This is a genomic window from Catellatospora sp. TT07R-123 (assembly GCF_018327705.1).
In the GTDB taxonomy this organism is placed as follows: domain Bacteria; phylum Actinomycetota; class Actinomycetes; order Mycobacteriales; family Micromonosporaceae; genus Catellatospora.
In genome coordinates, this window is sequence record NZ_BNEM01000002.1 from 821,451 (window position 1) to 843,181 (window position 21,731).

The 21,731-nt window shown below is 73.1% G+C and carries 23 protein-coding genes and 1 pseudogene; 7 read left to right on the forward strand and 17 right to left on the reverse strand.

The features are described from left to right. Position 1: 1 nt before the first annotated feature. The 15 genes and pseudogenes from Cs7R123_RS23935 to Cs7R123_RS41135 form a co-directional block, all read right to left on the reverse strand. Positions 2-397, reverse strand: coding sequence for a GPW/gp25 family protein (locus Cs7R123_RS23935; RefSeq protein ID WP_212829958.1), 396 nt, complete (start codon positions 395-397; stop codon positions 2-4). Beyond that, entirely contained in the window at positions 394-723 is a 330-nt protein-coding gene (locus Cs7R123_RS23940; RefSeq protein WP_212829959.1) for a hypothetical protein, read from the reverse strand. Before Cs7R123_RS23940 ends, Cs7R123_RS23935 begins: the two co-directional genes overlap by 4 nt. After that, positions 723-1,238 (reverse strand): phage baseplate assembly protein V, encoded by a 516-nt coding sequence (locus tag Cs7R123_RS23945; protein ID WP_212829960.1) that lies wholly within the window; start codon positions 1,236-1,238, stop codon positions 723-725. The genes Cs7R123_RS23940 and Cs7R123_RS23945 overlap by 1 nt, the downstream gene beginning before the upstream one ends. Beyond that, positions 1,235-2,362, reverse strand: coding sequence for a phage late control D family protein (locus Cs7R123_RS23950; protein WP_212829961.1), 1,128 nt, complete (start codon positions 2,360-2,362; stop codon positions 1,235-1,237). The genes Cs7R123_RS23945 and Cs7R123_RS23950 overlap by 4 nt, the downstream gene beginning before the upstream one ends. 3 nt (positions 2,363-2,365) lie before the next feature. Then, the gene (locus Cs7R123_RS23955; protein WP_212829962.1) at positions 2,366-2,638 is read right to left on the reverse strand and encodes a hypothetical protein; all 273 of its coding nucleotides are present in this window, start codon (positions 2,636-2,638) and stop codon (positions 2,366-2,368) included. A gap of 15 nt (positions 2,639-2,653) precedes the next feature. Next, the gene (locus Cs7R123_RS23960) at positions 2,654-3,361 is read right to left on the reverse strand and encodes a hypothetical protein (RefSeq protein WP_212829963.1); all 708 of its coding nucleotides are present in this window, start codon (positions 3,359-3,361) and stop codon (positions 2,654-2,656) included. Beyond that, positions 3,361-3,600 carry a hypothetical protein gene (locus tag Cs7R123_RS23965; protein WP_212829964.1) on the reverse strand — a complete coding sequence of 80 codons (240 nt, stop codon included), beginning with the start codon at positions 3,598-3,600 and terminating at the stop codon, positions 3,361-3,363. The genes Cs7R123_RS23960 and Cs7R123_RS23965 overlap by 1 nt, the downstream gene beginning before the upstream one ends. Beyond that, a complete protein-coding gene (locus Cs7R123_RS23970; protein ID WP_212829965.1) occupies positions 3,597-5,504 on the reverse strand; it encodes an ATP-binding protein in 1,908 nt (635 codons plus the stop codon). The genes Cs7R123_RS23965 and Cs7R123_RS23970 overlap by 4 nt, the downstream gene beginning before the upstream one ends. Next, positions 5,501-6,763, reverse strand: a complete 1,263-nt coding sequence (locus Cs7R123_RS23975; RefSeq protein ID WP_212829966.1) for a DUF4255 domain-containing protein — start codon at positions 6,761-6,763, stop codon at positions 5,501-5,503. The genes Cs7R123_RS23970 and Cs7R123_RS23975 overlap by 4 nt, the downstream gene beginning before the upstream one ends. Positions 6,764-6,766: 3 nt before the next feature. Continuing rightward, positions 6,767-7,531 (reverse strand): hypothetical protein, encoded by a 765-nt coding sequence (locus Cs7R123_RS23980; RefSeq protein WP_212829967.1) that lies wholly within the window; start codon positions 7,529-7,531, stop codon positions 6,767-6,769. Next, complete coding sequence (locus Cs7R123_RS23985) at positions 7,524-8,297, reverse strand: hypothetical protein (RefSeq protein ID WP_212829968.1); 774 nt, start codon at positions 8,295-8,297, stop codon at positions 7,524-7,526. The genes Cs7R123_RS23980 and Cs7R123_RS23985 overlap by 8 nt, the downstream gene beginning before the upstream one ends. A gap of 4 nt (positions 8,298-8,301) precedes the next feature. Beyond that, a complete protein-coding gene (locus Cs7R123_RS23990) occupies positions 8,302-8,811 on the reverse strand; it encodes a phage tail protein (RefSeq protein WP_212829969.1) in 510 nt (169 codons plus the stop codon). A gap of 11 nt (positions 8,812-8,822) precedes the next feature. After that, the gene (locus Cs7R123_RS23995; protein WP_212829970.1) at positions 8,823-10,442 is read right to left on the reverse strand and encodes a phage tail sheath subtilisin-like domain-containing protein; all 1,620 of its coding nucleotides are present in this window, start codon (positions 10,440-10,442) and stop codon (positions 8,823-8,825) included. Between the two features lie 54 nt (positions 10,443-10,496). Beyond that, a complete protein-coding gene (locus Cs7R123_RS24000; RefSeq protein WP_212829971.1) occupies positions 10,497-11,342 on the reverse strand; it encodes a hypothetical protein in 846 nt (281 codons plus the stop codon). A gap of 402 nt (positions 11,343-11,744) precedes the next feature. Then, positions 11,745-11,858: pseudogene (locus tag Cs7R123_RS41135) on the reverse strand (limonene-1,2-epoxide hydrolase family protein); the annotation flags it as partial. A gap of 230 nt (positions 11,859-12,088) precedes the next feature. On the opposite strand from Cs7R123_RS41135, the gene Cs7R123_RS24010 reads away from it, so the two are divergent. Beyond that, complete coding sequence (locus Cs7R123_RS24010) at positions 12,089-12,778, forward strand: alpha/beta hydrolase (protein ID WP_212829973.1); 690 nt, start codon at positions 12,089-12,091, stop codon at positions 12,776-12,778. A gap of 106 nt (positions 12,779-12,884) precedes the next feature. On the opposite strand, the gene Cs7R123_RS24015 is transcribed toward Cs7R123_RS24010, so the two are convergent. Both Cs7R123_RS24015 and Cs7R123_RS24020 read right to left on the reverse strand, forming a co-directional pair. Next, positions 12,885-13,991, reverse strand: a complete 1,107-nt coding sequence (locus tag Cs7R123_RS24015; RefSeq protein WP_212829974.1) for a GerMN domain-containing protein — start codon at positions 13,989-13,991, stop codon at positions 12,885-12,887. Beyond that, positions 13,988-14,614, reverse strand: coding sequence for a SigE family RNA polymerase sigma factor (locus Cs7R123_RS24020; RefSeq protein WP_212829975.1), 627 nt, complete (start codon positions 14,612-14,614; stop codon positions 13,988-13,990). The genes Cs7R123_RS24015 and Cs7R123_RS24020 overlap by 4 nt, the downstream gene beginning before the upstream one ends. A gap of 249 nt (positions 14,615-14,863) precedes the next feature. On the opposite strand from Cs7R123_RS24020, the gene dnaK reads away from it, so the two are divergent. Genes dnaK through trxA form a run of 6 tightly spaced genes read left to right on the forward strand, consistent with a single transcriptional unit; the run spans position 14,864 to position 21,682 of the window. Beyond that, a complete protein-coding gene (gene dnaK / locus Cs7R123_RS24025; protein WP_212829976.1) occupies positions 14,864-16,786 on the forward strand; it encodes a molecular chaperone DnaK in 1,923 nt (640 codons plus the stop codon). Between the two features lie 2 nt (positions 16,787-16,788). Beyond that, positions 16,789-17,316 carry a nucleotide exchange factor GrpE gene (locus Cs7R123_RS24030; protein WP_212829977.1) on the forward strand — a complete coding sequence of 176 codons (528 nt, stop codon included), beginning with the start codon at positions 16,789-16,791 and terminating at the stop codon, positions 17,314-17,316. Beyond that, on the forward strand, positions 17,316-18,305 hold the full coding sequence (locus Cs7R123_RS24035) for a DnaJ C-terminal domain-containing protein (RefSeq protein WP_212829978.1): 990 nt from the start codon (positions 17,316-17,318) through the stop codon (positions 18,303-18,305). Before Cs7R123_RS24030 ends, Cs7R123_RS24035 begins: the two co-directional genes overlap by 1 nt. Continuing rightward, entirely contained in the window at positions 18,302-18,637 is a 336-nt protein-coding gene (locus Cs7R123_RS24040; protein WP_212829979.1) for a chaperone modulator CbpM, read from the forward strand. The genes Cs7R123_RS24035 and Cs7R123_RS24040 overlap by 4 nt, the downstream gene beginning before the upstream one ends. Next, the gene (clpB, locus tag Cs7R123_RS24045) at positions 18,591-21,224 is read left to right on the forward strand and encodes an ATP-dependent chaperone ClpB (RefSeq protein ID WP_244872099.1); all 2,634 of its coding nucleotides are present in this window, start codon (positions 18,591-18,593) and stop codon (positions 21,222-21,224) included. Before Cs7R123_RS24040 ends, clpB begins: the two co-directional genes overlap by 47 nt. Positions 21,225-21,238: 14 nt before the next feature. Continuing rightward, complete coding sequence (gene trxA / locus Cs7R123_RS24050) at positions 21,239-21,682, forward strand: thioredoxin (RefSeq protein ID WP_212829981.1); 444 nt, start codon at positions 21,239-21,241, stop codon at positions 21,680-21,682. Positions 21,683-21,731: the final 49 nt, after the last annotated feature.

Genomic DNA, 21,731 nt, shown 5'->3' on the forward strand with positions numbered 1-21,731 from the left:
GTCAGCTCACCTTCAGGCTCAGCGTCTCGGTGGTCTGCGTCTCGATGAGCACGTACCGCACCGTCACCAGGATCTCGCCCTCGTCGAGCCCGGAGGCCGGGTCGGCACCGGCCGCCACCAGCACGTCGACGAGCTTCACCTGGTCGCCCAGCCAGCGTTCGACCGACTGGCGCACCAGCATCGCCACGCTGGCGACCAGCGCGTCGGACTGCGGGGCGAACAGCAGCTGCCGCAGCCCGCAGCCGAACTCCGGCAGGCAGGCCCGCTCCCCCGGCGAGGTGAGCAGCAGCTGGCGCAGCAGCTGCGCGACGTGTGCCGGGTAGCCGGTCTGCCCGGCCTGGCCGGAACCGGCGTCCAGGCGCAGCGGGAAGTCGTAGTCGGCGCGGGCCATCGTCATTCCCCCGTCACGTTCGTCTGGGCGGCCTGGATCAGCACCGAGCCCTGTAGCGCGCCGTCGGCGGCGAAACAGAACCCGACGCTGTCGGCGGTCAGCGCCGCCACCTCACCGCCCGAGCCCTTCTGGCTGGTCAGCTGCCACTGCACGCGTACGCACGGGTGCGGCGACACCGGCGCGAACGGGCACCCCGCCACGACGAACGTGTCCGTGGCGTACACGGCCTGCCCGCCGCCCAGGGTCACCCGCGACTGCGTCGGCAGCGCGGTGACGGTGCCGCCGTGCGGGCAGGTCATCGTCGCGGTCGTGGTCAGCAGGGAGCCGCTCATCAGATCACCGTCATCGCGCCGTCGTTGACCGACACCGACGCGTCGCCGACGACCAGGCTCTGCGGCCCGCGGGCGTGCGTGATGCCGACGGCGTCCAGCGACACCGCGTTGTCGTTGCTGTCGGCCAGGGTCACGCTGCCCGACTCGTCGTCGAACAGCAGCTTGTGCGGGGCGGCGGTGACCAGTCCCCGGACCGTGGCGGCGGCGTCGGCGGGCAGCTCGCCCTCGCGCCAGAAGCAGCCGGACCAGATCGGCAGGGACACGTCGCCGCCCTCGAACTCGATCCACACCGCGGCGCCGACGTCGGGGATGAGGAACAGGCCGACGTCGGGACCCGCGTAGGGCACGCACGGCAGGCACCAGTCGGTCGGCAGCGTGCCCAGGACCGCGGGCACGACCGCCCGGATGCGCAGCGTGTCCGGGTCGACGTCGCTGACCGTGCCGCGGTACTTGCCGTAGAAGCGGTTGCGCAGCTGGTCGGCCACGTCGTACAGCAGGTCGTCCAGGTCGCTCATCCGATGCCTCCGGGCAGTCCGGGCGTTCCCGCCGCGCCGGCGGCCGGGCCGACCGCGTTGCGCGCGAGCGTGAACGCCATGGTGTGGCTGTTGCGGCCGATGGTGTGGCGGACGCCGGTGACCAGGTACCTGCCGGACAGCAGCTGCCCGACGCCCGCCAGCGCGACGACGGACCCGACCCGCAGCACGACCCGGACCCGCGAGATGTCGGCGACGCCCCTGGCACCGGTGAACCAGCCCGCCTCGCGCAGCACCGCCCTGGCCCGCACCGGCAGGTCGGCCGCGTCGCCGCCGGTGGTCAGCCGCACGCTGGCGGTCCGGCCCGCGAACTCGGCCAGGCTGCGGGCGTCCAGCAGCGGCAGCCCGCTGTCGGTGGTGTCGGCGGTGAAGCCTTCGGGGTCGTCGTCGGTGAGGGTGGCCTGCGCGGCCAGCACGCTGTTGGGCCGGGCGACGTCCCAGTGGAAGTCCAGCGCCGCCACCGGGGCCTGCTCGGGGTCGTTCATCGCGATCGTGGTGACCGGCTCGGCCCGCAGGTCGGGCACGGCGAACACGCCGGTGCGCACCCCGGGGGCCCCGGCGCAGGCGACCCGGCACCACCGCCCGGAGCGGCGGGCCAGCCGCCGCAGGAACTCCAGGTCGGTGCCGCGCTGCATCAGGCTGTGGCCGGGCGCGTCATGGGCGGGGGTGTCGTCGTCGGTGTTGCGGGCGCCGGGGGTGAAGCCGTACTCGCCGAAGATGCTGTTGGCGACCGCGCCCTCGGTCATCCCGGTCCATTCGCGGGCCTTGTGCTCCAGCCCCATCAGCACCGACGCGTCCTGCGCCCGGACCTCCACCGTGGAGGCGGTGATGCCCGCCTGCAGGTGGATCTGGTGGGACTGCACGTATCCGTCGAACACGCACTGGGTCGCGCCGCCCTCGGGCGTCGCGGTGACCGCGATGTTCGCGTACGGCCGGATCTTGCGGTCGCCCACCCAGCTCAGGTCGCCGTCGACGGCGGAGACGGGCAGCACGAGGCGCAGCGCGTCGGGCAGGTGGAGGTTCTCCTCCACCTCCAGCACGCTGACGGCGTCGTAGAAGTCGTCCCCGGCCGCCGTGCCGTCGAGCAGGACCTGGTAGGTGGACACCGGTCAGCTCCGGTCCGGCACGGCGATGAGCTCGTGGGCCGCCAGCGCGTCCAGCGACATCGCCCCGTTGGTCCAGCCCAGTTCCCAGGCGGCGGTGGCGTCGGCGGCGAAGGTGTGCGCGAGCAGGTCCAGCCGTTCGTCGCCGGTGCGCCGGTACCAGCCGCGCACCGCCCGCGGCTGGGGCAGCGGCAGCCGCGCCACCGTCACGACGGTGCCGTCGGCGGCGGTGACCTGGTACGTTCCGGTGCCGGCATACCGGCTCGGTGGGATGAACACGGTGTCTCCTGGCGGTCAGTGCGGGATCATGCCGATGATCGACTCGGCGGCGTTGACGAGGTTCGCGATCGCCGCCACCTGGCGCAGGCTGTCGGTGTAGGCGTTGGCGGCCTTGGCCAGCGGGGCGAGGTCGTCGCTGACGGCGTACACGTCGGTCTTGGTGAGGACCTGCAGCCCCACCTGCGCCTCGGCGTGGATCGGGTTGAGCAGGGTGTCGTAGCGCTGCTCGGTGATGGTGAGGCTGGTGACCCGGACCGGGACGATGCGGCCCGGCCCCCACACGAACAGCACCACCGGCAGCTTGTTCGCCGGAACCTGCCGCGGCGGGTTGGGCCGGGGCGACCCCGCGCCCGCCAGCGCCGAGGTGACCGCCCCGAGCAGCCCGTCGCTGCTGGTCGAGCTGGACGGCTGGATCAGCATCTCCAGCGCCGCGATGCGGCTGTACACGCCGCTGATCTTGGCTAGGCCCGAGCCGATGGTGTTGTCGGCGATCGGGTCGGTGGCGTCCATGGCGAGGGTGAACGTGAACGCCTCACCCGGGTAGCCGGTGACCGCGAGCGGGTTGCCGCGCGCCCCGCCCTGCGGTTCGGCCTGCACCGCCTGCGGCTGGGTCCAGGTGTGGGTCAGCGACTCCGGGTTGTACTGGAAGACGATGACGTTCGGGATCGGGATGAGCCTCGTCGGCATGAACTGGACGAGTGCTCCACGCAGGTAGGTCGCCATCAGCGCAACTCCCCCAGGGCGGCGGCCACCACGGCCTCGGCGATCTGCGAGGCCAGCGTCCGCGGGTCGGTACGGCCGTCGCCGGGCACGGTCGCCGCCACCCGCTCGACCCGGCCCGACGCGTCCGGCGCGGTCGGCCAGTCGCGCAGCGCCTCGGCGACCAGCTCGGCCAGCCTGCGCGCGTCCTGTTCGGACATTGGCGGGACGGTCAGCGTGATCCGGTCGACGTGCAGTCTCATCGGGCCACCGCCATCCCGTTGACCGGCAGGTCGGTGCGCAGCACCGTGCCCCGCTTGGCCAGTTCGGAGCGCGCGGCGGCGAGCACGTGCCGCATCCCGATCAGCTCGCCCTCGGCGCGGGCGAGGTAGGCGGCGGCGAGCGTCACCGACTTGATCTCCGCACCGGTCAGGGTGAGGTCGGCCGCGAGCCGGTCGTGGTCCACGTCGGCGCAGACCGGCACGCCCGACCGCGTGGCGGCCGGCAGGGCCAGGCGCCACAGCCGCGCGCGCTGGTCGGCGGTGGGCGGCAGGAAGTCCACCACGACCCGCAGCCGGCGCATGAACGCCTGGTCGAGGTCGCCCTTGCGGTTGGTGGCCAGCACGGCCAGCCCGGAGAACGACTCCATCCGCTGGAGCAGGTAGTCGATCTCGATGTTGGCGAACCGGTCGTGCGCGTCGCGGACCCGCGTACGCTGGCCGAACAGCGCGTCCGCCTCGTCGAACAGCAGCAGCACGCGGCGGCGCTCGCACTCGTCGAACACCTTCGCCAGCCGCTTCTCGGTCTCGCCGATGTACTTGTCGACGACCTGCGCGAGGTCGATGCGGAACAGGTCCAGCTCCAGCGACCGGGCCAGGATCTGCGCGGCCATGGTCTTGCCGGTGCCGCTCGGCCCGGCGAACAGCGCGGTGACCCCGCGGCTGCCGGGGGTGAGCCGTCCGAAGTCCCACTCGTCGAGCACGGCGGTGCGCAGCCGCACCTGCGTCTCCACCTCGCGCAGCCGCGCCGCGACGGTGTCGGCCACCACGAGGTCGTCCCAGGTGTAGGGGCAGGGCACCGGGTTCAGCAGCGCGCCCGCACCGGAGCCGAGGATGCCCCGGCCGGCCGAGGCGGCGGGCGCCCCGGCACCGTCCTGCAGCGCCGCCGTGGCGATCTCGGCGGGCGTGAGCGTCCACTCGGCCACCGTCGCGGGCACCGGCCGTCCGGGCGCGTACGCCTCCCACAGCTGCCGCCGGTCCGCACCGCTCAGCTGCGGCATCGGCCAGCTGAGCCGCGCGACCGGGTACGGCGGGCGCGGGTCGGCGGCCTCGCGCGCCACGATGCTCACCCCGTCCGGGCGGGCGTCCAGCGGCACCCGCTCCGGACCCGACCAGATCGGCACGGCGTCGAGCAGCCGGGCGGTGCGCAGCGCCCGCATCCCGAGCCCGGCGTCGTCCACCAGCAGCGGCGGACGGCCCAGCGCGGCAGCCAGCTGCGCGGCGAACGTGCGGCGGCCGGACCCGGCCGGGCCGACCAGCTCGATCTCGACGGGGCCGGTCATGGCGCCGGCCACGGCCGCGATCTCGTCCCGCAGCGCGGGGTGCAGGCACGGCAGCTGCGGCGGGTCGTACGTCAGCCCGGCATGCCACCGCCACCAGCCGTCGGCGCCGCACAGCCAGCCGACCACGTCCGGGTCGGCCGTCCACGGCGTGTCCGGCCGGGCCGCGTCGCCGTCGGCGGGCTGGGCCAGGCACCAGGTGACCAGTCCACCGCCGCCGTCGCGGGCGGAGGTGTCACCGGCGGGCCAGCCCCACAGCGAGGCCGCGACCGCCGGGGTGGGCACGGCGGGCCGCAGGTCGTCGTCGAGGTAGCCCAGCACCCTGGTCAGCTGCGGGTCCACCTGGCAGGCCGCGAGCAGGGCCAGCCACTCGCACTCGCGCAGGCCGAGGCCGCAGACCTCGACCAGCCGGGCGAACGCCGGGTCGGCCAGCGCCAGGGCGCCCGCCCGGTCCACCGCCGGATCGCGTACCACCGCGGGCGGGTCGCGCAGGATCTCGTCGATCCCGGCGTGCACCCCGGCCAGGCGGCGCTGCCAGCGGACGCGGACCTGCTCGACCCGGTCGCGGGCGGCCGCCCGGACCCAGCGCGCGAACGGCGGCTCCGTCACGGGACCACCGCCCACAGCGCCGGTTGGGCCTCGATGTCGGCGGCGCGCACGTGCACCGCGTACCGGCCCGGGACCAGCCCGGCCGGAGCCGCGAACGTCAGCGTGGTGCCGGACAGGTGCCACTGGCCGGCCGCCGGCGTGCCGGAGCCGATCTGCCGCAGCGGTGCGGTGCCCAGCCGCACCTGCGCGCCGGTGGCGGGCACGTTGTGGACGGTCGCCGTGTAGACGCCGCCGCTGGCCGCGACCAGCGGCCCTCCGTCCGGATCGACCACCGGGGCGACGCCGAACGGGACGGTGCCCGAGCGGTACCCCGGTTCGCTCGGCCGCCCGGCACGCAGCCCGTAGCGGCCCGGCGGCGGCGCGGCGGCCGGGACCTGGAGCAGGAACGGCACCCCGTCCGCGGGCACCGCCGGGTACGGCGTCGGCAGCGGCTGCCGCCAGGTGGCGGTGACGTCGGTCTCGACCTCGCCGCCGCCGGTGTACTCCACCAGGTAGACCACGTCGGTGTCGGCCAGGTTGCGGCCGCGCAGCAGGAACTGCTGGCCGGGACCGGCCGTCGCCGGGGTCTGGTCGTAGCCGGACGGACCGGTCGGCGTGGTGAGCCGCACGTGGCGGCTGGTGCCGTAGAGCACCGGCCGGATCCCGGCGTCCGCGCCACCGGTCGGGCCGCCCAGCAGCGTCCACTGCACCGGCGGCGGCTGCTCGGTCAGGCCGGTGCGCGGCATCAGCATGGCGACCCCGACGCGGTACTGCGCGGACATCCGCATCGGCACGGTCAGTGCCTGCCACAGCCGCGACAGCTCGTCGGGCGTGGGCGACTCCAGCGTGATCGACACCTCGGAGGCGGGTTGCCCGGTCGGGGTGGGCGTGGCCAGCTGGAGCGTGCCGTACTCGTGCAGCGCCCGCATCGCCACGCTCATCGCCTGCTGCTCATGGGTGTAGCTGGTCTGCGACTCGGCCGACAGCAGGAAGTAGAGGTCCAGGCACAGCGGCTCGTAGGCGACCGGCTGCCGCGGCGGGCCGGGCGGCTGCCCGGTGAGCATCGACTGGGACCAGAACGCGTTCTTGAGGTGCTTGTTCTCGGTCACGTGGAACAGGTAGAGGTTCAGGTCGCAGTCGGCCAGCGACGGATGCTGCGGATGCTGCCCGGAGACGGCCGTCGAGAACCCGGGCGGGCCGCCGCCGAACAGCGGGCTCGCCGCGAGGGCGTCGATGATGATCTGCTTGAGCGCGTCCGTGACGATCGACAGGTCGTACATCGCTCACCCCTGCGCCAGGCCGTACTGCGGGACAGGCCGGGACAGCCGCGCGGCGGGCACCGCCGGGGCGGGCACCGGGGCGGCCTGCGGCACCGGTGGCGTGACCGGCGGCAGGATGCGCACGTCGATGGTGCCGATGTGGATGGACGGCGGCGGGGGCGCGGCCGGCGGTGCCACGACCACGGCGGGCGCCTGCCGCTGCGGCAGCACCGCCCGCACCGGCACGGGCTGCCCGCGCGTCGGGCGCGCCTGCTGCTCGGCGGAGGACTCGCGACGCGGTGCCGGTGGCGTGACCGGACCCGCCACGGCCGGCGCGGACGGGCGCGCCGCGAGTGGCGCGGGCGGCTGCGCCGGACGCTGCGGCGTCACGGTGGACGCCGGCGCGGGAGTCGCCCGCGCGGGCGCGTCAGGCCGCCCGATGACCGGCTGCGGCATCGCCCCACTCGGCCCCGGCTGCTGCGGCTGCGGCCGCGGTGCTGGGGGAACGGCCGGAGTGGGATCGAGGGCGGCCGGGACCTGGGGGCGTGCCGCGACCGGCGGCACCGGCGTGGCGACTGAGGGCGCGGAGGTGTCCGCGCGCGCCGGGCGCGGTTCGGGCCGGTCGGCAGCGGCCGCGCGGTCCGGCGACGGGCGCCGGGGCGCCGGGGCGGGCAGCGGTTCGGTCGGCGGCGTGCCGACCTCGGGCCGCCAGTTCGGCCGGTACGGCGCCCGGACGTTGCCGGGTGCGGTGTCGAGCAGACCGGCCAGGTATCCCCCGCGCCTAGACATGGGTCACCTCGACCGCGGCACCCGCCGACAGGCGGATCCGTTCGGCGTACGCGTGGCGGCGCTCGCCGGGCAGGTCGAGGATCGCCCGCTCGCCCCAGTGGTACGCGGCGGCGAGCAGGTGCACCTCGTCCAGCACGGCCCCGGCCAGGAAGCCGAGCTCGGCCAGGCACAGGGCACGCACGTCGACGTCCAGTTCGACCGGCTGCCCGCACTCCGGGCAGGCACCGGTCACCGTCGTACGCAGCACCGGCGCGAGCACGGCCATGACCCGCTCGACGGCCGCGGTCGGCGCCGTGCCCCGTACGCACGCCTGGCGCAGCGCGGCCGGTCCGCCGTCCGTGGCGGCCAGGACGTCGTCGGCGGTGGGCAGCCGGAACACCGTGTCGGTGCCGCGCAGCCGCCACCAGCCGGGCTCGGTGTCCGGCTCGGCGGCCCGGCTGCGGCGCGGCCGCCGGTGCGCGACGTAGTCGGCCAGGCCGAAGTCGACGTCGACGCGGGCACCGCACCGGCCGCACGCGCCCTCGGCGATCATCCTGTCGCCCAGGCGCGACACCCGCAACGCGACGACCAGCGCGTCGACGTCACCTACTGGCAGCTGTCCGGCCGCGCGCGGCCGGCCGTCGTCGTACGGGGGCAGCAAAGCCCGGCCGTCCACCACCCGCACCGCGGTGGCGAGGTCCACCCCGCCCTCCACGAGCAGCAGATCGTCGTGCCCCGTCGCCCGCCGCCATCCGACCGGAAGGTCCGTGATGGGGGTGCGCACCATCTGCCTAGAACTCCGCCTGCTCGGACAGCGACAGGTCGTGCTCCCAGCCCTCGTGCTCGACCTTGATGTGCTCGATCGCGATCGCGTTGGTGCCCGCGTCGAGGTCGGGCAGCGCCTGGTACTCCGACACCCACGCCCGGTGCACCAGGAACCGGTGCACCGGCTGGCTCTGCTCGTTGAGCAGCTCGATGCGGACCTCCTTGCGCAGCTGGAGCAGCGAGCTGCTCGGCGCTCCCTTGTCCAGGACCTGGCTGGCGTTGGCCCAGGCCTCGAACTCGTCGGCGTAGGTGACCCCGCGCTCGAAGGTGATCGGCTCGTACTTGGTGCGGCCGAGGCCCTTGCGGATGAGCGCGTTGCCGCCCTCCTTGTATTCGACGACGTCCGCCGAGCGCTTGAGGGCGCTGACCTTGCTGACCCCGGCGACGGGCGTGGAGCTGTTGCCGAAGTAGACCAGGAACCGGTAGGTCTTGTAGGGGTCGAATCGGCTCACGTTGACCGAGAACGGCTTGGACATCGCTACTCCTCCTACACGGCCGGCTGGCCGGCGAGCTGGGCCAGTTTGATGACGACGAACTCGGCCGGTTTCAGCGGTGCGAACGCGACGACGATGTTGACGATGCCGTTGGCCTGGTCGTCCGGCGTGGTCGTGGACGCGTCGCAGACGACCTGGAACGCCTGGCTGGGCTTGCTGCCCTGGAACGCGCCCTGGTGGAACAGCCCGAGCATGAAGTTCTCGATCGTGGTGCGGATGGACACCCACAGCGGCCCGTCGTTGGGCTCGAACGTCACCCAGGTCAGGCTGGAGGCCAGCGACTGCTCCAGGAACAGCGCCATCCGGCGGACCGGGACGTAGCGGTACTGCTGGAAGGCGGGGTTGGCGGCGACCAGGGTGCGGGCGCCGAAGACCACCGTGCCGATGCCGGGGAAGCCGCGCAGGCAGTTCACCCCGATGGGGTTGAGCGTGCCGTGCCGGGCGTCGGTCATCACTCCGGACGCGACCACGCCGGTGGTGTCGGCGATGATCGTCTCCAGCCCGGCGGGCGCCTTCCACACGCCCCGGTTGGTGTCCTCGCGGGCGATGACACCGGCGACGAAGCCCGACGGCGCGACCGTGACCGGCGCACCGGTCTCCGGATCGGTGGACTTCAGGTACGGGAAGTACAGCGCCCCGTTCTGGCTCTTGGGGATCACCCGGCCCGGCACGGCGTCGGTCATGATCTCACCGATCAGCGGCAGCGGGTCGCTGGCGTGGTCGGCACCCGAGTCGGCGGGCGGATCCATGATCACGAAAGCACGCTTGCGCTCGGCGAAGGCCAGCGCGTCCGACACCACCGGCTGGTCCCACACACCCGGGGTCAGCAGCAGGTTGAACACCGGCACCTTGTCCAGGGAACCGTCCGCGGCGAAGGCCGGGGCGAAGTCCCCCGGGCTGTACGTCGTGAACGGGTTGCCCGGCATCGTCGCGGTCAGCGGCGTCGGGGCCAGCGAGGTCGGCCACGCGGTCGGGTACGCCGTGATCGGCTCGACCATGACCAGCGACGACACCGGCGCCGTCGCGGTGCCCAGGCGCTTGTCGACCGTGTTGGCCGCATCCGCCGCGGACGGCGCCGGGTTGAGCGTCACCCGGCGGAACGTCTCGGTACGCGAGCCGTACGTGACCACCAGGTCGGCCAGATCCAGGGGCGCCGAACCGGTCGTGGCACGCAGGTTGGTCACCGAGACGGTGAGCGCCCGGTGCGCGTCGACGGGCTCGCGGCCGGTGAACCGGATGCCGGTGCCGGGGGCGGCGCCGGGCAGGTCGAACGTCGGCGGGGTGATGTCCGCCGACGTCAGCGTGACCAGGTCGTGCAGGCGCGGCCGCAGCGCGACGACGTAGGCCACGGCGCCGCCGTTGAGGAAGAACTCGTTGACCGCCCGGCCGACGTCGCAGGCGAGCCAGTCCACCGCGTACAGGCCGCCGAACTCGCGCTCGTAGTCGGTGAACGAGAAGATCTGGATCGCCTTGCCCCAGTTCGAGGGCTTGGTGCGGAACGGATGGGTGTAGCCGACGAACACCGTCACCGAGGTCGGCGCAGCGGTGATCGTGTGCGCGTTGCTGTGCACTTCCTCGATGTAGATGCCTGGATAGGTAGGCGTCACGGGCATGGCGGAATCCTCACGGCGGGCCGGCGCCGGATCGCCCGGCGCGGGTACGGGCGATCAGCGCGTGTACGCGGTGCCGGTGGCCGGGAGCCCGGCAGCACCGCCGCTCAGGGAGAGGGTCGACGGGCCGGGCATCGCGAGCCCGCCGGGCGGCGCGCTCGCGGTGACCAGGAACGCCACCGAGGCGGGCAGCGACCCGAGCCCCGACATGCTCGTCTTCGTCGAGTTGGCGGCGTCGTAGGACGCGGTGAGGGTGAACGTGGTGCCGCTCGGGTCGAGCGCCACCGTGACCGGGATCCCCGAGCCGCTGTAGCCGGACCGCGCGACGAGCTTGAACAGCACCGTAGTGCCGTCGGCCGCCAGCACGTCCACCGCTGGGCTCGCCTTGACCGTCAGCGACTGGCCGTCCTTGGGCAGGCCGGTGCCCGTGGCACTGCCGGCCTGCACCGCGACCAGGCCGCTGCCGGCGGCCGGGCTGCCCGGGGTGCCGCTCGCGACGTCCACGCCGATCCGGCCGGCGGCGTCGGCGGCGTCCACGAGCCCGGCGTAACGGTCGGTCTCCTTGACGTTGACGGTCACCTTGCCGGTGATCACGGTGCCTGCGTCCGGGGTGACCGTGACGGTGATCGCGTTACCCTCCGGACCGGCGGTGACCGCGGTGAACGCGATCGCCGGTGCGGGCGGGAGCGACGGCGGCCGGGTGAACTCGCCGGCGGCGACCTTGGCGGCCGCCACGGCGCGCAGGATCGCGCAGTCGGCGGGCGAGAGGATCGCGGTCCAGGCTGAGGTGAGGTCGACGGCCGCGCCGTCGAACTGGAACGCGGAGAGCGGGATGGAACGCTGCCCGCCCAGCGAGTCGGTGAAAGTGAGCGGTGCCTTTCCAGAAACAGCCTGACCGGCCATACGCCAGCGCCTCCACCCCGTAGGAGTTCCTACTGCTGGGTGCATTACTAACAGACGACAGACGGAAATGATTCAAGGCTGTCGTCATTCCGTCACGGCTCACCTGCCGGGGGATTGCTGTTCACCATGCCGTATGACCGGCGTCGCCCTTTCAGGACGATGGTCACCTGGACCCCGCGTGCCACCCGGCGTCCGGGACCGGGTGTCGGCAAAACGACGATCCCCCAGGAGGATCAAGCCCTGTTCCCGATGGAATGACGGCCGACACTTCGCGATACTCCACGGCTCATTCCATCGTGGACAACACGATCGAGGGATTGTGCCGATGATGAGAGAAGTGACATTCGGCGCTTTACTGTCGCCGTTGATCGGCGCCGAATAGGGGCCGGCAGGGGCGGCGGATCAGCCCTCGCCCATACGGGTGGCGAGCTGGTTCGTGTCGAAGTAGCCACGCCACGCCCTGATCCTGCCGGCGCCGACCTCGAAGACTCCCCTGACCTTACGTGTTTCCACAGCTGAAAGGGGCCCGAGCGCCTATGATCAAGAAGCGCCTACCGGGCCGACCCAGCGGCCTCCGGGACTTCCACGGCCGCTTTCGACAGGCCTCATGGTGCACATGACGGGTGCCGCTGAAGCGGGACGGCCTACCCCGGCGAATGGTCACGCGGCCGCCGTCTCCGCCGCCGCCGACCGGCTGCCCGACACCGGGCCCTACGGGCCGGAACCAGGCTGACGAGGAGTAGACCGTGCCAGCACAGACCAAACCGAGCATCGTGTTCGCCCATGGGCTCTGGGCCGACGGCTCGTGCTTCAGCAAACTGATCCCCACGCTCCAAGCCGAAGGTCACGAGGTGTTCGCCTCGCAACACGGTCTCGACTCACTCGCGAGCGACGTCGCCTGCGTCGACTTCACACTCAACCGCGTACCCGGCCCGATCGTGCTCGTCGGTCACTCCTACGGCGGGACGCTGATCACCAAAGCGGGAACCCACGACCGCGTCAGCGCGCTCGTGTACATCGCGGCGCTCGCCCCGGCCGAGGACGAGACGTCGCAGCAGCAGCAGGAGCAGTTCCCCCGTACACCCGTCTTCGAGCACATCGAGGTCGCCGACGGACGCGTCTGGCTCAAGCCCTCCGGCTTGCCGGACTTCTGCGGCGACCTCCCGGAACCGGAGCAGAAGCTCGTGCTCGCGACCGGTGGGGTCCCGGATGCGGACCTGTTCAACCAGCAGGTTCCCGGCACCGCCTGGAGAACCAGGCCGAGCTGGTACATCGTCGCCAACCAGGACCGGACCGTGCACCCCGACCTGGAGCGCGCCGCCGCCCAGCGCATGGGTGCCAAGACCTACGACCTCGACAGCAGCCACGTGCCGATGCTGTCGCACCCCGAGTTCGTCCTCGGCGTGATCCGCGAGGCCGCCACGGCCGTCGCATAGCGCGATCGGGTCGACGGCCGGCAAGATCGCTGTTGGCGGTCAAAGAACCGGGTCTGACAGCAGCCGATGACCGCAGACAGCGATCTTCGGCTGCTGTCTGCGGTGGCTATCCGATCGTGAAGTCGTGCGCGTCCAGAGCCTGGACGGAGCTGTCGTCGGGCGAGTAGTAGAAGCCCTCCACCTTGTACCTGCCGGCGGGCAGCGCGGGGGTGCGCACCGTGGCCTCGCCCTGGCTGGGCGGGCCCGCGTTCAGGGTCACGGGCTGGTCGAACACGATCTTGCCGTTGGCGTCGCGCACGCGTACGCGCATGGTGGCCTCGTACACGATCCCGGCGACCTTGATGGTGAGCGGGCCGGGCTTGACGACGGCGTTCTGCTGCGGGTCGATGACCCAGACGGGGGCGAGCACGTCGACGGCCGGGCCGCGGCGCAGCTGCCCGCGCACCGGGAACTGGTTCCACAGCTTGTCGACCTGCTTGCCGTCGAGCAGCAGGATCAACGCGTCGGTGTCGCTGGCGGCGGTGGCGGTCCAGATGAGCTGCTGGAGCGCGGCCTTGTTCGACGGCGGGTCGTAGCCGTTGACGGCGGCGCCGCTGAGGTCGACGGTGACGGTGCCGCCGTCGACCTTGACGTTGCGCAGCCTGGCGCTGGCGGGCCAGGTGCTGATGTAGTCGGGGTCGTAGGCGGTGCGCCCGTCGAGCATGGCGGTGACCGCGGCCCTGGTCCGGGCCGCCTTGCCGCCGTCGCCGGCCGGCAGCTTGTGGTATTCGCGGTAGAGCTTGGGCACGCCCCGGATGTCGCCCTGGTAGTAGATCGGCACGTTGGCGCTGACGGTGCCGGACCCGCCGCCGGTCGCCGAGGCGCTGGCGCCGCCGGGGGTGGGGCTGCCGGGGGCCGGGCTGCCCGGGGCGGTGGTGCCCGCCCCGGCCGACGAGCTGCTGGGGTCGGGGGTGCCCGGCGGGGCGCAGCTGCCGACGCTGAATACGACGGCCGCGACGGTGGCGGCGACCGCGGTCGCGGTGCCGGTGGTGAACGCGAGCGGCATGTTCCCTCCTCGAAGACGGTGCCACCAGGTGCGTTCCCGCACCCGGGTCCTGATGGCCGACAGTGCGCCGGCGTCGGCCCCGACAGTCGCCGCGTACGCCTCCAGGGTCTGGCGCAGCAGCTGCTCGGTGGCCTCGTCGCCGGTGTCCCGGCCGTGGTGCGTGGTCATGACTCCTCCCGGGCGGCCCACTGCTCGGACTGGCGCAGCGCGGCCAGGCCCCGTGAGGTGTGGCTCTTGACCGCGCCGCGGCTGACGCCCATGGCGTCGGCGACGTCGGCCTCGGACAGGTCGAGGTAGTAGCGCAGCACCAGGGCCTCGCGCTGGCGGGCGGGCAGGGTGCGCAGGGCGGCGAGCATGCGCGTCTGGGCCAGCGAGTCCAGGGCGGTGTGCTCGGCCGAGGCGATGGTCGGTGGCGGCGGCTGGGCGGCCAGGTAGCGGGCGGCGACCAGTCTGCGGCGCAGCGCCGAGCGGGACCGGTTGACGACGCTCTGCCGCAGGTAGGCCAAGGCCTTGTCGGTGTCGCGCAGGCTGTGCCAGCGGGCGTGCAGCTGCACGTACGCGTCCTGGGCGAGTTCCTCGGCGCGGGCGGGGTCGCCGCAGAGCATGGCGCCCAGCCGCACCAGGATGCGGTAGTGGGCCCGGAACAGGTGGGTGACCGCCGCGTCGGCGTCCCAGTCGGCGGGGTCGCCCGGGTCGGCGCCGACCACGCTGAGGTGGCGCGGGGGCGTGCCGGGACGCACGGGGCCGCCCGCGGCGGGGGCGGGCGGGTCGGCGGCGGGGCGGGGGGTCACGCCGCTTCGACGCTTCGGACATGGAATCGGTTTACCGCCCTGAGCTGCCTGTTTCCCGACACCACGCCCCGGCGTGACGGCCGGTCGCGATCGGCGGGAGTCTTCCGAACGGCCACGGGCGGCAAACGGCCGGGGATAGTCTTCCGGTAAGTGCGTTATGCCACGAAATAACGGACATCTGTATCGTGCCCGGTGGCGCGAGGCCGCGTGCCCGCCGCCGTGCCGGGCGGATCGGGGCGGGAGCAGGTCATGGCAAAGGCAGTCGGTATCGACCTCGGCACCACCAACTCGGTGATCGCGGTGTTCGAAGGCGGTCAGGCGAGCGTCATCCCCAACGCCGAGGGCGCCCGCACCACCCCGTCGGTGGTGGCGTTCACCGACGCCGGGGAGCGCCTGGTCGGGCAGCTCGCCCGGCGGCAGGCGATCCTGAACCCGAAGGGGACGATCTACTCGGCCAAGCGGTTCATCGGACGGCACTTCGACGAGATCAGCTCCGAGGCCAAGGCCGTCGCCTTCGACGTCGTGGCCGGGCCGGAGGGGCTGGCGCGCTTCGACGTCAAGGGCAAGCTGTACTCCCCCGAGGAGATCAGCGCCCTGGTGCTGCGGAAACTGGTCGAGGACGCGGGCAAGTTCCTGGGCGAGAAGGTCACCAAAGCGGTGATCACCGTGCCGGCGTACTTCAACGACGCGCAGCGGCAGGCGACCAAGGACGCCGGGCGCATCGCCGGGCTCGAAGTCCTGCGGATCATCAACGAGCCCACCGCGGCCGCGCTGGCGTACGGCCTGGACAAGAAGGGCCACGAGACCGTCCTCGTGTTCGACCTGGGCGGCGGCACCTTCGACGTGAGCATCCTCGACGTCGGCGACGGCGTCGTCGAGGTACGCGCCACCGCCGGCGACTCGCACCTGGGCGGCGACGACTTCGACCGGCGCCTGGTCGACTACCTGGCCGAGGAGTTCCGCAACGAGCAGGGCATCGACCTGCGCGCCGACGCGCAGGCGCTGCAACGGCTGTTCGAGGCCGCCGAGAAGGCGAAGGTCGAGCTCAGCTCGGTCACCCAGACGCAGGTCAGCCTGCCGTTCATCACCGCCGACGCGGCCGGGCCCAAGCACCTGACCATGACGCTGACCCGGTCGAAGTTCGAGGACCTGACCAAGGACCTGGTGCAGCGCTGCCTCGGCCCGGTCGAGCAGGCGATGGCCGACGCCAAGACGACCGCCAACGACCTCGACGAGGTGATCCTCGTCGGCGGCTCCACCCGCATCCCGGCGGTGCAGGCCCTGGTCCGGCGGCTGACCGGCGGCAAGGACCCCAACATGAGCGTCAACCCCGACGAGGTCGTGGCCATGGGCGCCGCGATCCAGGCCGGGGTGCTCACCGGCGAGGGCCCGGACGTGCTGCTGCTCGACGTCACCCCGCTGTCGCTGGGCCTGGAGACCCTCGGCGGCCGGATGACCAAGGTGATCGAGCGCAACACCACCATCCCGGCACGGCGCTCCGAGACGTTCACCACCGCCGAGGACAACCAGCCCGCCGTCGACATCGCGGTGCTGCAGGGCGAGCGGGAACTGGCCGCCGACAACCGGGTGCTGGGCCGGTTCCGGCTGGAGAACATCCGGCCCGCGCCGCGCGGCGTGCCGCAGGTCGACGTCACGTTCGACGTGGACGCCAACGGCATCCTCAACGTGTCGGCCAAGGACAAGGAGACCGGCGCCGAGCAGACCATCACCATCTCCGACAGCGGCAACCTGGACCGCTCCGAGGTGGACCGGATGGTCGCCGACGCCGACACCCACCGCGAGGAGGACGCCCGCGCCAAGCAGGCCATCGACACCCGCAACGAGCTGGAGTCGCTGACCTACCAGGTGGAGCACCGGTTGCAGGAGCTGGGCGAGTCCGCCCCGGAGCACGAGAAGGCACGCGCGGAGCTGCTGGTCGGCGACGCCCGGCAGGCGATCAAGGAGAACGCGCCCATGGACCGGCTGCGCTCGCTCATCGGCGACCTGCAGCAGGTGGCGCAGGGCCTGATGGCCCGGCCGTCCGGCCCGCCTCCCGGCGGCGACCAGCCCGGCGGACCGTCCGGCCCGAGCGCCGGTGCTGGTGCTGGTGCCGGGGCGCGGACCGGGCAGGGCGACGACGACGTCATCGACGCCGAGTTCTCGCCGAGCTGACCATGACCGAACCGCACGCCTATCCCGCGCAGCAGGCCGACGTGGAAGCGGAGGAGCCTGCCGGGCCGAGCGCCCCGCAGGCCCCCGCCGCGCCGGGCGAGGCCGACAAGACGGCCGAGCTGGAGAACCGGCTGCGCCGGGCCCTGGCCGACCAGGACAACCTGCGCAAGCGGTACGAGCGGCAGCTGTCCACCGAACGCGAGGCCGAGCGGGCCCGTACCGCCGCGGTGTTCCTGCCGATCATCGACAACCTGGACCTGGCCCTGCAGCACGCCGACGCCGACCCGACCGCGCTGGCCGACGGCGTGCGCGCGGTACGCGACCAGGCCGTGGCGACGCTGGCGACGCTCGGGTACCCGCGCCGGGAGGAGAGCGGCGTCCCGTTCGACCCGATGTGGCACGAGGCGGTCAGCGTGCTGCCCGCCGGGGACGCCGCGCCGGGCACGGTGCTGGCGGTGGTGCGGCCCGGCTACGGGGAGGCCGACCGGACGCTGCGCCCCGCGTCGGTAGTGGTCGCGGGCAACGACTGATGGCCCGCGACTTCTACGAGGTGCTCGGCGTCGCCCGCGACGCCTCCGCCGACGACATCCAGCGGGCGTTCCGCACCCTGGCCAGGAAATACCACCCCGACGTGAACAAGGCGCCGGAGGCCGAGGAGCGGTTCAAGGAGATCAACGAGGCGTACCACGTGCTGCACGACCCGCAGCAGCGCGCCCGCTACGACCGCTTCGGCAGCGACTTCCGCAAGATCCCCGAGGGGTACGAGGACATGGCCGGCGCGGGCGGGTTCCGCCCCGGCGGCGCCGGTCGCGGCGGCTTCCCCGGGGGCGGGTTCCGGGGCGGCGGCGGGCAGGGCGAACCGTTCGCCTGGTCCTACGACGGCGGCGACGTCGACCTCGACGACCTGCTCGGCGGCCTGTTCGCCGGGCGCGGCGCGGGCCGGGCCCGCGGGCCGGCCGGCCCGATCCCGGGCGCCGACCAGGAGGCGGAGCTGGAACTGAGCGTCGAGGAGGCGTACCGGGGCGGAAAGCGGTCGCTCACCCTGTCCGGTCCGGAGGGTCCGCGCAGCTACGACGTGAACATCCCGGCCGGGGTGACCGACGGGCAGCGCATCCGGCTGGCCGGGCAGGGCGGCCGCGCCCGCGGCGGCGCCGAGCACGGCGACCTGTACCTGGTGGTGCGGCTGCGGCCCGACCCGCGGTTCCGGGTCGAGGGCCGCGACGTCCACGTCCGGCTGCCGGTGACCCCGGCCGAGGCGGCGCTCGGCGCGACCGTGCCGGTGGCGACACCCGGCGGCGAGGCGACGGTGCAGGTCCCGGCCGGGACGGGCAGCGGGCGGCGGCTGCGGCTGCGCGGGCAGGGCATGCCGTCGCGGCGCGGCGAGCCCGGCGACCTGTACGCCGAGGTCCGGATCATGGTGCCGGACCACCTGAGCGACCGCGAGAAAGAGCTGTACGAGGAGCTGGCCCGGGTGTCGGTGTTCGACCCGAGGCGGGAGCGGGAGAGGGCCGGCCGATGAGGACGTATGCGATCGCCGTACCGGTGCGGCTTGATCTTGATCGTTTCGCCCGCCAGGCCGGGCTGCACCCGGTGCTGGTGCAGCGGTTCGTGGCCCTGGGCCTGGTCGAGGCCGACCGCGACCCCGCCGGGCGGCTGTGGTTCCGCCCGGCCGCGCTGCACCGGGTGGCGCGGGTGCAGCGGCTGCGCGCCGACCTGTGCCTCAACTACACCGCGATCGGGCTGGTCGTCGACCTGCTCGACCGCATCGACGACCTACAGGCGGCGCTACGAAGGAGTGAGCACGGTGGACATGAACCGGCTGACGCAGAAGTCCCAGGAAGCGCTGCATGACGCACAGACGATCGCCCTGCGGCTGGGCCAGACCGAGGTCGACGGCGAGCACCTGCTGCTCGCCCTGCTCGACCAGCCCGACGGCATCGTCGCCCGGCTGATCTCGCAGCTCGGCGCGAACCCGGACGTGCTGCGCGCCGAGGTCGAGCAGGACCTCGCCAAGCGGCCCAGGGTCAGCGGACCCGGCGCCCAGCCCGGCCAGGTGTACGTCACCCAGCGCCTCTCCCTGCTGCTGGACACCGCCGAACGCGAGGCCAAGCGCCTCAAGGACGAATACGTCTCCGTCGAGCACCTGCTGCTCGCCCTGGCCGACGAGGGCTCGGCCACGGCCGCCGGGCGGCGGCTGAAGGAGAACGGCGTCACCCGCGAGGCGTTCCTCAAGGCGCTGACCCAGGTGCGCGGCAACCAGCGGGTCACCTCCGCCATGCCCGAGGTGACGTACGAGGCGCTGGAGAAGTACGGCCGCGACCTGGTCGCCGACGCCCGCAACAACAAGCTGGACCCGGTGATCGGCCGCGACGGCGAGATCCGCCGCGTGATCCAGATCCTGTCCCGCAAGACGAAGAACAACCCGGTGCTGATCGGCGACCCGGGCGTCGGCAAGACCGCGATCGTGGAGGGCCTGGCCCAGCGGATCGTGCGCGGCGACGTGCCCGAGGGACTGCGCGACAAGACCGTGTTCGCGCTGGACATGGGGTCCCTGGTGGCCGGGGCCAAGTATCGCGGCGAGTTCGAGGAGCGGCTCAAGGCCGTCCTCAACGAGGTCCGCGCCGCCGAGGGGCGCATCCTGCTGTTCGTCGACGAGCTGCACACCGTCGTCGGGGCGGGCGGCGGCTCCGAGGGCGCGATGGACGCGGGCAACATGCTCAAGCCGATGCTGGCCCGCGGCGAGCTGCACATGATCGGCGCGACCACGGTGGACGAGTTCCGCAAGCACATCGAGAAGGACGCCGCGCTGGCCCGGCGCTTCCAGCAGGTGCTGGTCGACGAGCCGACCGTCGAGGACACCATCTCGATCCTGCGCGGCATCCGCGAGCGCCTAGAGGTGTTCCACGGGGTGCGCATCCAGGACTCGGCGCTGGTCGCGGCGGCGACGCTGAGCCACCGGTACATCACCGACCGGTTCCTGCCCGACAAGGCGATCGACCTGGTGGACGAGGCGTGCGCGCGGCTGCGTACCGAGATCGACTCGATGCCGGCCGAGCTGGACGAGATCACCCGCCGGGTGATGCGGCTGGAGATCGAGGAGGCGGCACTGGCCAAGGAGGACGACCCGGCCAGCCTCGCCCGCCTGGACCAGCTCCGGCGCGAGCTCGCCGACCTGCGCGCCGAGTCCGACGCCAAGCGGGCCCAGTGGGAGAGCGAGCGGCAGGCCATCCGCCGGGTGCAGGACCTGCGCGGGGAACTGGAGCAGGCCCGGCGCGAGGCCGAGGACGCCGAGCGGGCGTACGACCTCAACCGCGCCGCCGAACTGCGCTACGGCCAGATCGCCGAACTGGAACGGCGGCTGCAGAACGAGCAGGACAAGCTCGCCGACCGGCAGGGCGGACGCGGCCTGCTGCGCGAGGTCGTCACCGAGGACGAGATCGCCGACATCGTCTCGGCGTGGACCGGCATCCCCGTCGCCCGCCTCCAGGAGGGCGAACGGCAGAAACTGCTGCGGCTGGACGAGATCCTGCACGAACGCGTCGTCGGGCAGGACGAGGCCGTCCGGGTCGTCGCCGACGCGATCATCCGGGCCCGGTCGGGCATCAAGGACCCGCGCCGCCCGATCGGATCGTTCATCTTCCTGGGGCCGACCGGTGTCGGCAAGACCGAGCTGGCCAAAGCCCTGGCGGCGGCGCTGTTCGACTCCGAGGACGCGATCGTGCGCCTGGACATGAGCGAATACCAGGAGCGGCACACCGTCAGCCGCCTCGTCGGCGCCCCGCCCGGCTACGTCGGATACGAGGAGGGCGGGCAGCTGACCGAGGCGGTGCGGCGCAAGCCGTACTCGGTGGTGCTGTTCGACGAGATCGAGAAGGCGCACCCCGACGTGTTCAACACGCTGCTCCAGGTGCTCGACGACGGCCGCATCACCGACGCGCAGGGCCGCACCGTCGACTTCCGCAACACCGTCATCATCATGACGTCCAACATCGGCGCGGAGTTCCTGCTGGAGGGCACCGGCAACGAGATCAGCCAGTCCGCCCGCGACCAGGTCCAGGCCGCGCTGCGGGCGCACTTCCGGCCCGAGTTCCTCAACCGCGTCGACGACATCGTGCTGTTCCACCGGCTGTCGCTGGACCAGATCGAACTGATCGTCGACCTGCAGTTCGCCGACCTGCGCGCCCGGCTGGCCGAGCGGCGCATCGAGCTGGAGGTCACCGAACCGGCCCGCAAGCTGATCGCCGAGCACGGCTACGACCCCGTCTACGGCGCCCGGCCGCTGCGCCGCTACATCTCCCACGAGGTCGAGACCCGCATCGGCCGCGCCATCATCGCCGGCGACCTGCGCGAGGACGCCGTGATCCGGGTCGATGCCGCAGACGGCGAGCTCGCGGTATCCTTCGAAGCCGCCGACGCCGACCGGATGGCGCACGCCTGAACAGGAGCCGCATCATGGCCGACAGCCCCATCACCGCCTGCCCGCACTGCGGCACGCGCAACCGGGTGCCCGCCGCGGCCAAGGGACTGCCCCGCTGCGGCAAGTGCCAGGAGCTGCTGCCCTGGCTGACCGACGCGACCGACGCCGACTTCACCGAGATCGTCGAGCAGTCGGCACTGCCGGTGCTGATGGACCTGTGGGCGCCCTGGTGCGGCCCGTGCCGGGTGGTGGCCCCGGGCGTGGCCAGGGCCGCCGAGGCGTACGCGGGACGCCTGAAGGTCGTGAAGGTCAACGTCGACATCGCCCAGCAGACGGCTGTCCGCTACCAGGCGCAGTCGATCCCGCTGCTGCTCCTGCTGGACAAGGGCGCCGTCCGGGCGCGCCAGGTCGGCGCCGTCCCCACCGACGCCCTCCTGCGCTGGGTCGACCAGTCCCTGGCTCTCTCCCCCGCCGCCTGACCCGGCGGCCTTTGGGACCGCCTCGACATCGGGCCACGGTGCGGGTGCG

Excerpts from the sequence above, each read along its gene's own strand:
- Cs7R123_RS23990 (WP_212829969.1), bottom strand. The coding sequence starts at position 8,811 with ATGTCCAAGCCGTTCTCGGTCAACGTGAGCCGATTCGACCCCTACAAG.
- Cs7R123_RS24000 (WP_212829971.1), bottom strand. The coding sequence starts at position 11,342 with ATGGCCGGTCAGGCTGTTTCTGGAAAGGCACCGCTCACTTTCACCGAC.
- Cs7R123_RS24040 (WP_212829979.1), top strand. The coding sequence starts at position 18,302 with ATGAGGACGTATGCGATCGCCGTACCGGTGCGGCTTGATCTTGATCGT.
- Cs7R123_RS24015 (WP_212829974.1), bottom strand. The coding sequence starts at position 13,991 with ATGACCACGCACCACGGCCGGGACACCGGCGACGAGGCCACCGAGCAG.
- trxA (WP_212829981.1), top strand. The coding sequence starts at position 21,239 with ATGGCCGACAGCCCCATCACCGCCTGCCCGCACTGCGGCACGCGCAAC.
- Cs7R123_RS23965 (WP_212829964.1), bottom strand. The coding sequence starts at position 3,600 with ATGAGACTGCACGTCGACCGGATCACGCTGACCGTCCCGCCAATGTCC.
- Cs7R123_RS23935 (WP_212829958.1), bottom strand. The coding sequence starts at position 397 with ATGACGATGGCCCGCGCCGACTACGACTTCCCGCTGCGCCTGGACGCC.
- Cs7R123_RS23945 (WP_212829960.1), bottom strand. The coding sequence starts at position 1,238 with ATGAGCGACCTGGACGACCTGCTGTACGACGTGGCCGACCAGCTGCGC.
- Cs7R123_RS24030 (WP_212829977.1), top strand. The coding sequence starts at position 16,789 with ATGACCGAACCGCACGCCTATCCCGCGCAGCAGGCCGACGTGGAAGCG.
- Cs7R123_RS23960 (WP_212829963.1), bottom strand. The coding sequence starts at position 3,361 with ATGGCGACCTACCTGCGTGGAGCACTCGTCCAGTTCATGCCGACGAGG.
- Cs7R123_RS23995 (WP_212829970.1), bottom strand. The coding sequence starts at position 10,442 with ATGCCCGTGACGCCTACCTATCCAGGCATCTACATCGAGGAAGTGCAC.
- Cs7R123_RS23985 (WP_212829968.1), bottom strand. The coding sequence starts at position 8,297 with ATGGTGCGCACCCCCATCACGGACCTTCCGGTCGGATGGCGGCGGGCG.
- Cs7R123_RS24035 (WP_212829978.1), top strand. The coding sequence starts at position 17,316 with ATGGCCCGCGACTTCTACGAGGTGCTCGGCGTCGCCCGCGACGCCTCC.
- Cs7R123_RS23975 (WP_212829966.1), bottom strand. The coding sequence starts at position 6,763 with ATGTACGACCTGTCGATCGTCACGGACGCGCTCAAGCAGATCATCATC.
- Cs7R123_RS23940 (WP_212829959.1), bottom strand. The coding sequence starts at position 723 with ATGAGCGGCTCCCTGCTGACCACGACCGCGACGATGACCTGCCCGCAC.
- Cs7R123_RS23980 (WP_212829967.1), bottom strand. The coding sequence starts at position 7,531 with ATGTCTAGGCGCGGGGGATACCTGGCCGGTCTGCTCGACACCGCACCC.
- dnaK (WP_212829976.1), top strand. The coding sequence starts at position 14,864 with ATGGCAAAGGCAGTCGGTATCGACCTCGGCACCACCAACTCGGTGATC.